Raw genomic sequence first — 14,683 nt, 5'->3', positions numbered from 1 at the left:
GCCAGGAGTCCCCGGGGAATCGACCCGGCAACGGGGAGGCACGCGGGGGACGGCGGTCCCTAGAATCCGCGCGGGAGTTCGCCCGGCGAGAGGAGAGACGGCATGGCGCCGCAGAGGACGGAGCGCGGCTCCAGCGGCGGCGTGCAGTCGCTGGAGCGCGCCTTCCACCTGCTGGAACGACTGGCCGACGCCGGCGGCGAGGCCGGCCTGTCCGAGCTGGCCGCCGCCTCGGGGCTGCCGCTGCCGACGATCCACCGGCTGGTCCGCACCCTGGTGACGCTCGGCTACGTCCGGCAGGGCAGCTCGCGCCGGTACGCGCTGGGCCCCCGGCTGATCCGCCTCGGCGAGACCGCCAGCCGCCAGTTCGGCGCGTGGGCCCGGCCGCTGCTGGCCGACCTGGTCGACCAGGTCGGCGAGACCGCCAACCTCGCGATCCTCGACGGCGACGAGATCGTCTACGTGGCGCAGGCGCCGTCGCGGCACTCGATGCGGATGTTCACCGAGGTCGGCCGGCGGGTGCTGCCGCACGGCACCGGGGTCGGCAAGGCCGTGCTGTCCCAGCTCCCCCGCGAGGAGGTGGTGGAGATCCTGGACCGCACGGGGATGCCCGCCTACACCCCGCACACGATCACCGACCGGGACCGGCTGCTGCGCCAGCTCGCCCAGATCGCGCGGCAGGGCTACGCGCTGGACGAGGGCGAGCAGGAGGTGGGCGTGCGGTGCGTGGCCGTCCCGCTCACCGGCGGTCCCGCGCTCGCCGCCGTGTCCGTCTCCGGACCAGAGGGACGGCTCACCAAGGCCGCGGTCGGCCGGATCGTCCCCCTGATGCAACGGACCGCCGAGCAGCTCACCCAGCAGTTCGCCAGCGCCGCGTCCGCCTGACCCGCCGGCTCTCGACACGACCCGGGCCGGCGCACCATCCTGTGCCCACCGGAACGTCGCGCTCCGAGGGCCACCGGGAGGTCCCATGGCCAGGCTTCCGTTGTCCGACCGCCTCGGCAACACCCTGGTCGCCTTCTGGTTCCTCGACGATCCCGCCCTCCCCCGCCCCGACGGGTCGACGCCGCTTCCGGTCTCCCTGGTCGTGGCCGTGCACGACCACCGTTCGGTGATGGTCTTCGACCGCCGCCGCGAACAGTGGGAACTGCCCGGCGGCATGATCGACCCCGGCGAGACCCCGGCGCTGGCCGCCGCCCGGGAACTGGCCGAGGAGACCGGCATCGTCGGCGCGCGCCTCCAGCCGGCCGCCCTGGTCGAGTTCGCCCTCGCCCGACCCCCTCGACGGGAGCGCGCGGCGATCTTCCGCACCGCGCTGCCCAGGCCGCCCGCGCTCGTCACCAACGACGAGGTGTCGGCGTTCCTCTGGTGGGACCCGCGTTCGCCCGTGCCCGACGACATGAGCCCGCTCGACGCCGAGATCGCCCGACGGGTGCTCACCGGCCCGGCACCCCACCCCCAGCCCTGATCTAGAACACCCAGAACACCCAGCGAGATCGCGCGTGCCCTCGTGATCACTGAGCAGACGGCGAAGACGCACGTGAGCCGGGTGCTGACCAAGCTGGGGCCGCACGGCCGGGCGCAGGCCGTCGCCCTGGCCTACGAGGCCGGCCTGGTCACCCCGGCGAGTAGTGCCGGGCGAGTAGTACCGGGGTAGCACACCTACTGATTCGATACGGCGGTTCCGCCGAGAACGGCACGCGGGAGTGACGATCTCGGGCGCGCGGCTTCCTACCGTCAGCCGCATGGTCCGCACCGCCGAAGGGGCGAGGACGTCGTCTCCACCGACAGCACCGGCATCGTCGGCAGTGTCGACAGCGCCGGGGTCCCTCTCGTCTCCTTCTCCACCAGCCCTGTTGGTCCTGACCGCATTGGTCGCGTCCGCGTTCGCCGTGATCACCGTGGTGTGGTGGGTGAAGGGGTGGCCGCTCGGGATCGACAGCGCGGTCTACCGGGCCGGCGCGCTCGCGGTGTGGCACGACCAACCGCTCTACGGTCACCTGACCGCGCTGCCAGGCTGGGCTCCGGACCTTCCGTTCACCTATCCCCCGGTGGCCGCCCTGCTGTTCCTTCCCCTGGCGGCGCTGCCCGTTCCGTTCGCGTGGGGCGTGATGGCGGTGCTGACCACCGTGGCGCTGGGCGTCGTCCTGCGGCTCTGCCTGGCGCGGCCGGCGAACGGCCGGTGGCGCTGCGCGGCCCCGGTGGCGCTCGTGCTGGCCCTCGGCCTGGAACCGGTGTGGCGGACGATCGGTTTCGGCCAGGTCAACATGGTTCTGATGGCACTGGTGCTGGTCGACGTGCTGGCGATGCGCGGCGCTCGGTCCGCCGGCGTGCTCACCGGGCTGGCGGCGGCGATCAAGCTGACCCCGCTCCTCTTCATCGTCCACTTCGGACTGACCAGGCGCTGGGCCGACGCCGGCCGGGCGCTGGCGGCCTTCGCCCTCCTCACGGCGGCGGGCTTCGTCGCCCTGCCCGACGCCGCGCTCCGTTACTGGACCGACCAGATCTTCCACGCCCACGACGCCGAGTCCAGGAGTTGGATCGGCAACCAGTGCCTGTCTGGCGTCGCGCTGCGCCTGCTCGGCGACGGACCGCGGGCGACGGCCGTTCTGCTGGTGGCCATCCTGGTCTGCGTCGTTGTCGCGGCCCTGCTCGCGCGACTGCTCGACCAACGCGGCGATCGGCTCGGCGCGGTGGTGGTCACGGCGTTCTGCGGCCTGCTGGTGAGTCCCGTGTCCTGGAGCCACCACTGGGTGTGGGTGGTCCCGCTCGGATGTCGCCTCCTCGTGGGGTCCCGCAAGGCCTCGCGGACGCTCACACTCGGAGCGGTCGCCGTCGCCTTCTCCGGCTGGACGTTCCTCGTGTCCCCGGCTGACGACATGTGGGAGCCCGCCCGGATCACTGTCCGGGCGGCGCTGAGCAACGCCTACGTCCTCGCCGCACTCGGGACGGGCACGATCGTCACGGTCCATCTCTTCCGCACCCGCGCCGCCGCGCCCGTCGCCGACACACTGACCGATGCCGAGCCAGCGATCGCGGACGAGTCCGCGTCGCGCTCCCGCGCGGCCACCTCGTCCACGAGCGATCGGTCAACAACCCGCGACCGACCCTGAACGTCCACAGTGGACGAAGCCCGAGAGGATTCCACGCGCCATCACGGCCGGCAGCCGGAACGAGAGGCACCGGCGCGCTGACCGGGCTCGCGACCCGCGAACCCGGTCAGCGCGCCGGTGGCGTCCCGTCAACGGCGTCGACCACACCCGGACGACGCCGACGGCGGCTCACCGGAGCCGGGACAGGACCTCCGCCGAGGTGAGGCAGCCGGCGGTGACCAGTTCGAGGTTGGCCAGCGACGCGTTGTGCGTCGCCTGGCTGGCCGCCGCCACGCAGTCCCGCACGACATGCGTCGCGAAGCCGAGGTCCGTCGCCTGTCGCGCGGTCTGCTCCACGACGAGGTTGGTGGCCACGCCGGTCAGAAACAGGGTGTCGACGCCCTGGTCGGCCAGCCAGTCGGCGAGGTCGACGCCGGCGAGGCCGGACAGCTTCTGGTTGTCGAACACCCGCCCCGCCTCGGCCTGCCCGGCCATCTCGGGGATCACCTGCGACCCCGGCGCGTCGGGGCGGAACACCTCCTGGGCGTCCGCGACGGCGTGCATGAACGCGGTGTTGCGCACGAGGCCGCCCTCGTCGACGGGCACGGTGAAGCGGACGAACACCAGGGGCACTCCGGCGGCCAGTGCGGCGTCGTGGAGACGCACGGCGCGCTCCACGACACCGCTGCGCGCCACCGACTCGGCCATCAGCCCGCCGAAGAACCCCTCCGGCCTGATCACGTTGACCTGCCAGTGCAGGGCGAGCACGGCCGCCCGTCGCGCGTTGATCATCATGGCCGCGATTCTGCCGCCTGTGACCGCGAGTCAGCGAACGGTGAGCGTGACCTCGACGTTGCCGCGCGTCGCCCTGGAGTACGGGCACATCTGGTGCGCCTTGGCGACGAGGTCCTCGGCGACGGCGCGGTCGTGGCCGGGCAGCGCGACGACCAGCTCGACCGCAAGGCCGAAGCCGTCGGCGTCCTTGCCGATGGAGACGTTGGCCGTGACGGTGGACCCGTCCACGCTGGCCTTGGCCTGGCGGGCGACCGCCTTGAGCGCGCCGTGGAAACAGGCGGCGTAGCCGGCGGCGAAGAGCTGCTCGGGGTTGGTGGCGGCGCCGCCGGGGCCGCCGAGGCCCTTCGGCACGCTGAGCTGGGCGTCGATCACGCCGTCGGCGGAGCGCACGTGTCCCGCGCGCCCGTCGCCGCTCGCGGTCACCTCGGCCGTGTACAGGACGTCCACTGTCTCTCCCTCCGTCGGGGCGCCCGACTCCCGGGCACAGCAACGAAAGTAGTACGCAATTTAATTGCGCACAACCTAACGGGAGGGACAACGACGTCACACCAGCGCGCCGACGCCGTGGGAGGCGCCGGCGCACCGGACAGGGAGAGGAGGGCCGTCGGGCACTACGACCGGCCGGCGCCCACCAGCTCCGCCCCGTCGCCGACGGCGGCGGACCGCCCGCCGAACACCGGGTCGAGCGGGGTGGCGGAGGCCCGGGTGACGAGGTCGTAGTCGGCCTCGCGCACCCGCCGCGTCCGCAGCCAGTAGGTGAAGGTGAAGCCCGGCCACAGCGTGCGGTTCACGCCCTGGTCGTCGAGGTACCAGCTCTCGCACCCCGACTGCCACACCGACCGGCCGAGCCGGCGCTGGACCCGCTGGTTGAACTCCCGCTGGACCGCCGGCCGCACCGCCATCCAGCGCGCGCGCCGCTCGTCCAGCAGCCGCAGGCACTCCAGCACGTACCGCGCCTGCGCCTCGATCATGAAGACGATCGAGTTGTGCCCGAGCCCACTGTTCGGCCCGACCAGCATGAACAGGTTGGGGAACCCGGCGATCGCCACGCCGAGGTGGGCCTGCATCCCCTCCCTGCGCCACAGGTCGTTCAGCTCGACGCCGCCGAGGCCGACGATGTTCAGCGAGCTGACGTCGCCCACCCGGAACCCGGTGCCGTAGATGATCGCGTCGACCTCGCGCTCGACCCCGTCGGCCGTGACCACCGAGCGCTCGCGGACCTCGCGGATGCCGCTGGTGACCAGCTCGACGTTCGGCCTGGTCAGCGCCGGGTAGTAGTCGTCGGAGATCAGCACGCGCTTGCAGCCGAGGGTGTAGGTCGGCGTCACGGCGGCGCGCAGCTCGGGGTCGTCGGGGATCTGGCGCGCGATGTGCCGCCGCGACAGCGCCTCGGCCGCCCGCACCAGGCGCTTGTCGACGTTGAAGCCGAGGATGCGGCTCTCCAGTTGCCAGTAGATCGCGTCGCGGTAGAGCCGCTGCACGAACGGCAGCCGCTGGAACACCCGCCGCTCCAGCGGGCTCATCACCCGGTCCGGCTTCGGCATGATCCACGGCGGGGTGCGCTGGAACAGGTGGAGCTGGCCGACCTGCTGGGCGATCCTCGGCACGAACTGGATCGCGCTGGCGCCCGTCCCGATCACGGCGACCCGCTTGCCGGCGAGGTCGTAGTCGTGGTCCCACCGCGAGGAGTGGAAGGTCGTGCCCTGGAAGCGGTCCAGACCGGGGACGTTCGGCAGGGCGGGCACGTGCAGCGGCCCGAGGCCGGCCACCACCACCCGCGCCGTGAGGACCCGCCCGTCGGCCACCGACACCCGCCACAGACCCTCGGCCTCGTCGAACGCGCACCCGGTGACCTCGGAGCGGAACCGGATGTGCGGGCGCAGGCTGTACTTGTCCACGCAGCGCCGCAGGTAGGCCCAGATCTCCGGCTGCTCGGCGAACATCCGCGACCACGACGGGTTGGGCTCGAAGGAGAACGAGTACATGTGGGACTGCACGTCGCACGCGCACCCGGGATAGGTGTTGTCCCGCCAGGTCCCGCCGACCTCGTCGGCCTTCTCCAGGACGACGAAGTCGTGGCAGCCCGCCTGGCTGAGCCGGATCGCCATCCCGAGCCCGGCGAACCCGCTGCCGATGATCACGACCTGGTGGTCCGGCCGCCGCGCGTGTGTCGCCATCCCGCCTCCTCGCCCCAGCGCCGACCCGGGGCGTCGCCACCCCGCGGGCTATGTGTTACCGACGGTAACACCAACGCTCGGAATCCGGTCAAGGCAACGAATCAGTGACCCAGATCACAGGATGACGGTCCCCGCCGGCCACCCGAAAGGGGATGTCCCGATGGGGTTGTCACGCCGTGGTGAGGGGCGGAAGCCGGGGTGGGGGGCGGAAGCCGGGGTGGGGGTGTCGGTGGTAGGTCCTGTCGCGGAGCACGGCGAACAGGACGTCGCGGCGGCGGCGGGCCAGGCAGATCAACACAGCGTTGTGATTCTTCCCTGCGTCACGTTTCCGCTGGTAGTAGGCCCTTCTAGTGGGGCGTGCGGGCCCGCGAACGCGGCCAGGAAGAACACGGGTGTGAGCGTGCGGTTGCCGGTGCCGGCGGGGTGTTCACCCCTGATGGAGGAACCCGAGCGGCGGGTGACCGGGGCGATCCCGGCGCGGGCGGCCAGGTGCGCGGAGGACTTGAAGCCGGCGGCGTCGCCCACGTCGAGGAGGATGCCGGCCGGGGTCCTGACCCCGATGCCGGGCATCGAGGTCAGGACCCCGGCGAGAGCGTGCGCGTCGAGGATCCCTCCCACCTCGGCGGCGACCTGGTCGCGTTGCTGGAGCACGCTCGTGAGACTGTCGGCCAGCCTGGGCAGCACCGTGTTGGCCGCCACAGCGCCGGGGACGGTGACGGTCTGCTCGGCCAGGGCGGCCAAGATCGCGGTGACCAGCTTGTCGCCCCTGCGCGGCGCGTGTGCGGCGGCGACCGCGGTGAGCTTGCGTCGGCCCGTCCTGCGGATGCCGGCCGGCCCGCCGCACAGTCATGCCGGACCTGGCGGCCACAACTCCTTGATCAGGAGCCACCAGGAGGGCAACGGCTGACGGCGGCGACCGGAACAGGAGACCCGACCGGAACAGGAGCCGACAGAACCAGCGGGGTGGGAATCAGAAGAACGACCCGCACCAGGGGCTGCCGCCGACCGCGAACAGCCGGTCCGCCCTGGCCAGCGCGGCGGCGTCCCGCACCGCGATCCGCCCGGCGGAGGCCAGCACGGAGGGAGGCACGTCCCCCAGGTAGAGCGCGCCCAGCTCCGCCACGTCCAGCTCCAGGTCGGCGGGGGCGTCCGTGCGCCGAACCCCGTCCGGCGCGACCCGGTACCGACCGGCGTTGTCCGGCAGCACCCGGTCGGCGACCTCGACCACGACCGGCTCGGCCTCGCCCCAGCTCCGCGCGTCCAGCGCCGCCGGCACGTCGACCAGGCGGACCCACAGGTCGTCGTCGACCGCCTCGGTGGAGAGCAGGCGCGGATTGGTCAGCAGCCACTCCAACGGCTCGTCGACCGGCCGACCCTCCGCCCGCACGGACTTGACCAGGTCGATGCCCAACACGAAGGCCCACAGGGCCGCCGCCGCGGCCGGGGTGGCGGCGTGCAGGTCCTCGACCTGGAGCACCACGCCCCTGGTCGGGTTGTCACACGGCAGCGGCTTCCACGTCACGAAGCCGTCCTCGCCGTCGGCGCCGACGTGGACGGCGGTGCGCAGGTTGGCCCCGGTCGCCAGCGCGCGCACGTACAGGGCGGTCCACCACTCGTCGGTCCGCGCCACCATGCCGGGCCGGACGAGGCCGACCCGGTCATAGACCGCCCGCACGCGGTCCGAGGCGTCCTCGGGGGCCACCACGCTCACCCGGCCGGACAGCGCCTCCGGGTGGATCGCGTCCCGCCCGGCCCGCACCGAGACGGTCCGCGCCCTGGTCGCCGGGCCGTAGCCGTAGCGGCCGTAGATCACCGGCTCGCTCGCGTGCAGCGCGGCGAGCACCTCGCCCCGCTCCCGGAACTCGGCGAGCTGGTGGCGCATGAGGGCGCTCAGCACACCCCGTCGGGTGTGGTCGGGCCGGACCCCGACCCGGATGACCGCGGCCAGCGGGAGCTCCCGGCCACCGGGGACCGCGAGCCGGCTCGCCCAGCTCGCCGCCGTCCCCACCAGCTCGTCGCCCGCGTGGGCGCCCCACACGCGCCCCTCGCTGTAGGTCGGCGCGACCTGGGGCCAGTCGTCCTCGGGCACGGGCGGGAAGTGGAGCGCGTGGCGGACGAGGTTGACGGCGGCGCGGTGCTCGTGGGCGTCCAGGACGCGAACGTCGTGATCGGTCATCGACCGATCCTGCCGGTCCTTCCGTCGAACAGGCGACAGATTTTGCGCCGGTCAGCACGCCCGGTGACCACGTCGCGCGACGTGGTCACCGGGCGTCACCCACGACCCCTCAGGCCGGCTACTTGGGCAGGCCGACCTCGTACTCGCCGTTGTCGGACCTCACGGTGATGGGGACCTTCTTGCTCTTGCCGTCCACCTTCACCTGGCAGTCGAAGGTCTCGCCGGTCTTCACCGGCTGGTCGGCGGGGCAGGTCACGCCCTCCACCTTGGCCAGCTTGTAGTCGCTGGTCAGGATCTTCTTCACGCCGTCCTGCACGGCGGCGTGGTCGAAGACCCTCTTCAGGAAGAAGCCCGGCCACACGAACCCGAGCACCAGCACGACCGCCACGACCAGGACGACCGCGCCGGTGAGGATCCACGGCAACGCGGACTTCTTCTTCGGCGCGTCCGGCGGGGTCATCCCCCCGTACTGGCCGAACCCACCCTGGAAGCCCGGCTGCGGCTGCTGGCCGTACGCCGGCTGGCCGTAGGAGCCGGTGAACGGCTGCCCCGGCTGCTGCTGGCCGTAGCCCGGGTACTGGCCGGCGGCCTGGTTCGGGTCCACCCCGCCGAACGCCGGCTGGCCGGGCGCCGGCTGGCCGGGAACGGGCTGGCCCGGCGCGGCCTGGCCCGGCGCCGGCTGCCCGAACGGCGCCTGGCCCTGCTGGGCCTGCGCGGGGTCCACGCCGTACTGGCCCTGCCCGTACCCGGCGGGCTGGCCGAAGCCGCCCGGCTGTCCCTGCGCGGGGAAGCCCCCGGACGGGGTGCCCGGGTTGGGCCCGGAACCGTAGGGCTGCTGGCCCCACTGCTGCGGGTCGTTCCCTCCGGACGGGCCGTAGGGGCTGGTCATCGTTGCCTCCGCGGTCAGGGTCCAAGTCAGCGGTCAACCGCGGGCGCCCGTCGGGCGCCCCGCTGGCGATCAAACCACAGGTCGGCCCGGGCGCCCCAGGGGAGGCGGCGGACAGCCGTCCGGACGGGGCCGACCGGACGCCTCAAACCGTACCCATCGCGACCACGCCCCGGCGCACGGCGTCCGCCGCACGGGCGGCCGACCTCCCCAGGGGGTGGGCGCGGCCGACCACGTCCCGCAGTTGGTCCAGCAGGTCGAGCACCTGCCGGCACCACCGCACGAAGTCCCCGGCCGACAACTCCTGACCTGCGGTCTCGCTGGCGACCAACACCCGCTCCAGTGACTCGCCGCGCGCCCAGCGGTACACCGGCCAGGCGAAACCCGGATCGGGTTCCCTGGTCCGGTCGAGCCGGTGCCGCCGCTCGTCGTCCTCCAGCTCGGCCCACAGCCGCAGCGTGGCGTCCCACGCCCCGCTGACCGCGCCCGCGGGCAGCCGAGGCGCCGACGGGCTGTCCCGCCGCGACTCGTAGACCAGCGTGGACACGACCGCCGCCAGCTCAGCGGGCTCCAACCCGTCCCACACCCTCCGCCGCAGGCACTCGGCGGCCAGCAGGTCGCACTCGCTGTAGATCCGGGCCAGCCGCCGGCCGTCGTCGGTCACGTGCTCGCCGTCGTCGCCGACCGCCAGGTAGCCGCGCTCCCGCAACAGCCCCCTGATCCGGTCGAACGCCCTGGCCAGCGAGTGCGTCGTCGCCGCGACCCTGCGCTGGAGCTGCTCGGTCTCGGCGGCCAGCCGCTGGTGGCGCTCCGCCCACCGCGCGTGTTCCTCCCGCCTGTCGCACCCGTGGCAGGGGTGCGCGCGCAGCGCCCGCCGCAGGGCCGCCAGCTCCGGGTCGTCGTCGGGGCCGCCGCGCCGACGTCGGCCGCTGGGCGGCTCGATCCCGGTGTTGCGCAGCGTCGACGCCAGGTCCCGCCGGGACTTCGGCGAGCGCACGTCGACGTTCCTGGGCAGCTTCACCCTGCCCAACGCCTCGACCGGCGTGGGGAAGTCGGCCACGGACAGCCGCCCCGACCACCGGTCCTCGGTCACCACCAGCGGCCGGGGCTCGCCCATCGGGTCCAGACCCGGGTCGATCACGACCGCGAGGCCGGACCGCCGGCCCGAGGGCACCGCGATGACGTCCCCGCGCCGCAGCCGCTCCAGCGACGCGGCCGCCTCGGCGCGTCGGGTGGCGTTGTTCTGCCTGGCGAGCGCCTTCTCCCTGGCGGAGATCCTGCGGCGCAGCTCGGCGTACTCGCCGAAGTCCCCGAGGTGGCAGGTCATCGCCTCGGCGTAGCCGGCCAGCGCCTCCCGGTTGCGCTCGACCCGCCGGGACAGCCCCACCACCGACCGGTCGGCCTGGAACTGGGCGAACGACTGCTCCAGCATCTCCCTGGCGGCCTTCGCGCCGAGCTGCTCGACCAGGTTGACCGCCATGTTGTAGCCGGGCCGGAACGACGAGCGCAGCGGGTAGGTGCGGGTCGAGGCCAGGCCGGCCACGGCCTTCGGGTCCATCCCCGGCTGCCACAGCACCACCGCGTGGCCCTCGACGTCGATGCCCCGACGGCCGGCACGCCCAGTGAGCTGCGTGTACTCGCCGGGGGTGAGGTCGACGTGGGCCTCGCCGTTGTACTTGACCAGCTTCTCCAGCACGACCGTGCGGGCGGGCATGTTGATGCCCAGCGCCAGCGTCTCGGTGGCGAACACGGCCTTGACCAGGCCGCGCACGAACAGCTCCTCGACCGTCTCCTTGAACGCCGGCAGCAGGCCCGCGTGGTGGCTGGCGACGCCGCGCTCCAGCGCCTCCCGCCACTCCCAGTAGCCCAGCACCATCAGGTCGCCCTCGGGCAGGCCCGCCGTGTGCTCGTCGATGATCCGCCGGATGAGGTCCACCTCGTCCGGCGTGGTCAGCCGCAGCCCCGCGCGCACGCACTGGGTGACGGCCGCCTCGCAGCCGGCCCTGCTGAAGATGAACACGATCGCCGGCAGCAGGCCGGCGTCGTCCAGCCTGCGGACCACGTCCACCCGCGACGGCGGCCGGTACCTCGGGCCGCCCTGCCCGCCGCCCCTGCGCCCGTTGCGCGGCCCGCGCAGGCTGATCGCGGGCAGGTACCGCTCCAGGTCGTGGGTGTGCCGGACCAGGTTCGGGTTGATCCGCAGCTCCGCCCTGCCGGTGCGCGGGTCGACGGTCTCCCCGCCGAAGAGGTCCATCATCCGGCTGCCCACCAGCATGTGCTGCCACAGCGGGACCGGCCGGTGCTCGTCGACCACCACGGCGGTGTCGCCGCGCACCTCGACCAGCCACTCGCCGAACTCCTCGGCGTTGCTGACCGTGGCGGACAGGCTGACCAGCCGCACGTGCTCGGGAAGGTGGAGGATGACCTCCTCCCACACCGCGCCCCGGAAGCGGTCGGCGAGGTAGTGCACCTCGTCCATCACCACGTAGCCGAGGCCGTGCAGCGCCGAGGAGCCCGCGTAGAGCATGTTCCGCAGGACCTCGGTCGTCATCACGACGATCGGGGCGTCGCCGTTGACCGAGGTGTCACCGGTGAGCAGGCCCACGGCGGAGGAGCCGTACCGCGCGGCCAGGTCGGCGTGCTTCTGGTTGGACAGTGCCTTGATGGGCGTCGTGTAGAAGCACTTGCGACCCTCGGACAGGGCCAGGTGCACGGCGAACTCGCCGACGACGGTCTTGCCCGCCCCGGTCGGCGCGCACACCAGCACGCCGTGCCCGTTCTCCAGCGCCTCGCACGCGGAGCGCTGGAACGGGTCGAGTTCGAAGGACAGACCGGCGGTGAACTCGGTCAACCTCGGCTGGGTCGCGCGTCGCCGGGAGGCGACGTACGCCTCGGCCGGGGACAGCTCCGACGGTCGGGACGGACTTGCCACCCGTTCAGGTTTCCACATCCGGGGCCCGTGGCGCGCGAAATACGTCCGCGCCGGTCGTCACTCACACGACGACGGACAACGCCCCCGGTTCACAACGGACCGTCAACGGAAGCCGGGCCTGCCGCTCGCCGTCGGCGTAGGCGACCCACCCGTTCTGCCCACCGAGGTGCACCGAGCGGGCACGCAGGGTCGTCACGGCCGGATGGTCGACGTGGTGGCCGTCCCGCAGCCTCGGCAGGATCCGCACCAGCGCCGCCCGGCTGGCCCGTCCCACCACGGTTAGGTCAAACCACCCGTCCGTGGGATCGGCGTCGGGACAGATCGGGATGCCGCCGCCGTACCGGTCGGTGTTGCCCACGGCGACGAGCGTGGCCTCCAGCTCCAGCCGGCCCTCGGCGCTGTCCACCACCAGCGGGCGCGGGCCGAGCCGGGCCAGCTCCAGCAGGATCGCCAGGTCGTAGCGGCGCGGCCCCCTCGGCCACCGCATCGCGTTCGCCCGCTCGTTGACCGCCGCGTCGAACCCCGCGCACAGCACGGTGGCGAACCACCCGCCGCCGGAGATCCGGCCGAGGTCCATCCGCCGGCGCCGCCGCTCCCGCAACGCGGAGGCGACGACCTCGGCGGCGGCCAGCGGGTCGGACGGCAGGTCGAGGGCGGCGGCGAGGTCGTTGCCGGTGCCCGCCGGGATCACGGCCAGCGCCGTGCCGGTGCCGGCGCAGGCCTGCAACGCCGCGTGGGCCGAGCCGTCCCCGCCGAGGACGGCGACCACGTCCGCCCCGTCGGCGACGGCCCGCAGGGCGAGGCCGGTGGTGGCGTCGGCGGTCCCGGCGACCTTCACCGCGAGGTCGGTGGCGGCCTCGCGCAGGCGGTGGGCGACGCTGCCGGCGACGCGGGCGGCGGCGCCGTTGGCCGCGACGGGGTTGACGAGGAGGACGGTGCGCACGGAGCGGCATCTTGTCCTACCGGCGGGTAGCCGCGCCAGGGCGCACCATCCCCACGCCAACCTCAGGTGACGTCGTCGTAGGCGGTGTAGGCGCTCCGCCGGCCGTCACCGACCTCCGGCGGCGGCGACCCGGTCGCCGGCCGCGACGGCTCCGACCCGACGACCGGCTCCGGCGGGTCGACCGGCTCCGGCTCGTGGTGCAGCGGCGAGGCCTCGTCGTCGGACAGCCCGTCCCAGCCCTCCGCCAGACGCTGCCGGGCCTTCCGCCGGTCGTGCAGCCGCGCGACCTGCACCGACAACTCGAACAACGCGGTCAGCGCCAACGCCAGCGCCAACATCGAGAACGGGTCCTGGCCCGGCGTGGCCACGGCCGCGAACACGAACAGACCGAAGATCAGCCCGCGCCGCCACCGCTTGAGCTTGTCGTAGGTCAGCACGCCGAGCCGGTTGAGCATGACCACCAGCAACGGCAGCTCGAAGCTCACACCGAACACCAGCAACATGCCGAGCATGAAGCCGAAGTACTTCTCGCCGGTGAGCATGATGCCCACCGTGTCCCCGCCGAAGCCGAGCAGGAACTTCAGGCCCTCGGCCACCACGTAGTACGCCAGCACCGCGCCGGTGGCGAACAGCGCGGTCGCGAACCCGACGAAGGTCAGCGCGAACTTGCGCTCCTTCGCGTAGAGCCCGGGGGTGATGAAGGACCAGAGCTGGTAGAGCCAGAACGGGCTCGACAGGACCGCGCCCGCGCTCATCGCGACCTTCAGCCGCAGCATGAACGCGTCCAGCGGCGCGGTGCCGAGGAGCTGACAGCCGCCGCTGTCACCGCCGACGTCGACCCTCGGCGGCTTCGGCACCGAGCAGTACGGGTCCTTGAGCAACTCGCCCAGGCTCGGGATCCGGAGGAACGAGGTGTCGATCGGCGCGCTCTCGAACCACCAGAACCCGATCAGCGTCGCCACCGCCAGGGCCGCGAACGACACCGTGAGCCGGTAGCGCAGTTCGTAGAGGTGCTCGATGAGCGTCATGGTGCCGTCGGGGTTGTGACGACGACCCCAACGGCGCCTCCCTCGGCGCGACGACCCGTCGCGGCGGAGCGGGTTGCTCCCCACGGTGCGGACCGCCCCTCTCAGTGGTTGACGTCGTTACGCGGCTGCGCGCGCTCGGCGGAGGAGGACGCCTGCGGGGCCGGCTGGGCCGGCGGTAGCTGCTGCGGCGGCGCCGGCTGCGCGGGCGGGGCCGTCTCGGTCCGCGCCTGCTCGTCGTCCTGCCGCATCCCCTTGGTCTCCGCCTTGAAGATGCGCATCGAGCGGCCGACGGCGCGCGCGGTGTCCGGCAGCTTCTTCGCGCCGAACAACAGCACCAGCACACCGACCAGAATGAGCAGCTCCCAGCCACCGAGGCTTGGCATGATCGTGGTCCTCCTGTCTCCCCCGGTCAGATGGTACGCGGGGTGGATGGCTCGTCGAGATCCCCGGCGCGCCGCTCGGCCACGGCCACCCTGAGGGCTGCCGCCCGTGCCCGGAGCAGCCCGACCCCGTCCCCTGTCGTGGCCCGCAACGCCCTGCTCGCCACGGCGAACCGCCGCAGCGACCGCAGCACCGGGACGACGAGCGCGGCCAGGACGACCAGTCCCAGCACGACCAGCAGCAGGCTCACCAGGTAGGGCACGCCCACACCGTAAC

The 14,683-nt window shown here is 73.2% G+C and carries 13 protein-coding genes and 2 pseudogenes; 4 read left to right on the top strand and 11 right to left on the bottom strand.

The window, feature by feature from the left end:
• The first annotated feature begins 102 nt into the window (after positions 1-102).
• The 4 genes and pseudogenes from LX15_RS05110 (at position 103) to LX15_RS05095 (ending at position 3,110) form a co-directional block, all read left to right on the top strand.
• On the top strand, positions 103-882 hold the full coding sequence (locus LX15_RS05110; RefSeq protein ID WP_253668300.1) for an IclR family transcriptional regulator: 780 nt from the start codon (positions 103-105) through the stop codon (positions 880-882).
• Between the two features lie 85 nt (positions 883-967).
• Entirely contained in the window at positions 968-1,465 is a 498-nt protein-coding gene (locus LX15_RS05105; RefSeq protein WP_253668299.1) for an NUDIX hydrolase, read from the top strand.
• Positions 1,466-1,489: 24 nt separating this feature from the next.
• A pseudogene (locus tag LX15_RS05100) lies at positions 1,490-1,654 on the top strand (LuxR C-terminal-related transcriptional regulator); the annotation flags it as partial.
• Between the two features lie 199 nt (positions 1,655-1,853).
• The gene (locus tag LX15_RS05095) at positions 1,854-3,110 is read left to right on the top strand and encodes a glycosyltransferase 87 family protein (RefSeq protein WP_253668298.1); all 1,257 of its coding nucleotides are present in this window, start codon (positions 1,854-1,856) and stop codon (positions 3,108-3,110) included.
• 168 nt (positions 3,111-3,278) lie between these two features.
• On the opposite strand, the gene LX15_RS05090 is transcribed toward LX15_RS05095, so the two are convergent.
• The 11 genes and pseudogenes from LX15_RS05090 to LX15_RS05040 all read right to left on the bottom strand — a co-directional run bounded on the left by LX15_RS05090 (position 3,279) and on the right by LX15_RS05040 (position 14,669).
• The gene (locus tag LX15_RS05090; protein ID WP_253668297.1) at positions 3,279-3,884 is read right to left on the bottom strand and encodes a cysteine hydrolase family protein; all 606 of its coding nucleotides are present in this window, start codon (positions 3,882-3,884) and stop codon (positions 3,279-3,281) included.
• Between the two features lie 30 nt (positions 3,885-3,914).
• On the bottom strand, positions 3,915-4,331 hold the full coding sequence (locus LX15_RS05085) for an organic hydroperoxide resistance protein (protein WP_253668296.1): 417 nt from the start codon (positions 4,329-4,331) through the stop codon (positions 3,915-3,917).
• Between the two features lie 164 nt (positions 4,332-4,495).
• Complete coding sequence (locus LX15_RS05080) at positions 4,496-6,061, bottom strand: flavin-containing monooxygenase (RefSeq protein ID WP_253668295.1); 1,566 nt, start codon at positions 6,059-6,061, stop codon at positions 4,496-4,498.
• A gap of 169 nt (positions 6,062-6,230) precedes the next feature.
• Positions 6,231-6,904, bottom strand: a pseudogene (locus LX15_RS05075) (transposase); the annotation flags it as partial.
• A gap of 127 nt (positions 6,905-7,031) precedes the next feature.
• Positions 7,032-8,237: a GNAT family N-acetyltransferase gene (locus tag LX15_RS05070; protein WP_253668294.1), complete on the bottom strand. Its 1,206-nt coding sequence runs from the start codon at positions 8,235-8,237 to the stop codon at positions 7,032-7,034.
• A gap of 118 nt (positions 8,238-8,355) precedes the next feature.
• Entirely contained in the window at positions 8,356-9,126 is a 771-nt protein-coding gene (locus tag LX15_RS05065) for a DUF4333 domain-containing protein (RefSeq protein WP_253668293.1), read from the bottom strand.
• A 142-nt stretch (positions 9,127-9,268) separates the two neighbouring features.
• Complete coding sequence (locus LX15_RS05060) at positions 9,269-12,055, bottom strand: DEAD/DEAH box helicase (protein ID WP_372502297.1); 2,787 nt, start codon at positions 12,053-12,055, stop codon at positions 9,269-9,271.
• A 61-nt stretch (positions 12,056-12,116) separates the two neighbouring features.
• Entirely contained in the window at positions 12,117-12,998 is an 882-nt protein-coding gene (locus LX15_RS05055; RefSeq protein ID WP_253668291.1) for a diacylglycerol/lipid kinase family protein, read from the bottom strand.
• A gap of 62 nt (positions 12,999-13,060) precedes the next feature.
• Positions 13,061-14,026: a twin-arginine translocase subunit TatC gene (gene tatC, locus LX15_RS05050; RefSeq protein ID WP_253668290.1), complete on the bottom strand. Its 966-nt coding sequence runs from the start codon at positions 14,024-14,026 to the stop codon at positions 13,061-13,063.
• A 101-nt stretch (positions 14,027-14,127) separates the two neighbouring features.
• Positions 14,128-14,409, bottom strand: a complete 282-nt coding sequence (tatA, locus tag LX15_RS05045; RefSeq protein WP_253668289.1) for a Sec-independent protein translocase subunit TatA — start codon at positions 14,407-14,409, stop codon at positions 14,128-14,130.
• Positions 14,410-14,435: 26 nt separating this feature from the next.
• The gene (locus LX15_RS05040) at positions 14,436-14,669 is read right to left on the bottom strand and encodes a bacteriophage holin (protein ID WP_253668288.1); all 234 of its coding nucleotides are present in this window, start codon (positions 14,667-14,669) and stop codon (positions 14,436-14,438) included.
• Positions 14,670-14,683 lie beyond the last annotated feature (14 nt).

This window comes from Streptoalloteichus tenebrarius, from assembly GCF_024171885.1.
Taxonomy (GTDB): domain Bacteria; phylum Actinomycetota; class Actinomycetes; order Mycobacteriales; family Pseudonocardiaceae; genus Streptoalloteichus; species Streptoalloteichus tenebrarius.
The sequence above is the reverse complement of the archived record's forward strand: the minus strand, read 5'-3'. Positions and strand labels throughout refer to the sequence as shown.

Bases quoted from the DNA above. Each gene is read 5' to 3' on its own strand.
- LX15_RS05110 (WP_253668300.1), top strand. From the start codon at position 103: ATGGCGCCGCAGAGGACGGAGCGCGGCTCCAGCGGCGGCGTGCAGTCG.
- LX15_RS05105 (WP_253668299.1), top strand. From the start codon at position 968: ATGGCCAGGCTTCCGTTGTCCGACCGCCTCGGCAACACCCTGGTCGCC.
- LX15_RS05090 (WP_253668297.1), bottom strand. From the start codon at position 3,884: ATGATGATCAACGCGCGACGGGCGGCCGTGCTCGCCCTGCACTGGCAG.
- LX15_RS05080 (WP_253668295.1), bottom strand. From the start codon at position 6,061: ATGGCGACACACGCGCGGCGGCCGGACCACCAGGTCGTGATCATCGGC.
- LX15_RS05070 (WP_253668294.1), bottom strand. From the start codon at position 8,237: ATGACCGATCACGACGTTCGCGTCCTGGACGCCCACGAGCACCGCGCC.
- LX15_RS05065 (WP_253668293.1), bottom strand. From the start codon at position 9,126: ATGACCAGCCCCTACGGCCCGTCCGGAGGGAACGACCCGCAGCAGTGG.
- tatC (WP_253668290.1), bottom strand. From the start codon at position 14,026: ATGACGCTCATCGAGCACCTCTACGAACTGCGCTACCGGCTCACGGTG.
- tatA (WP_253668289.1), bottom strand. From the start codon at position 14,409: ATGCCAAGCCTCGGTGGCTGGGAGCTGCTCATTCTGGTCGGTGTGCTG.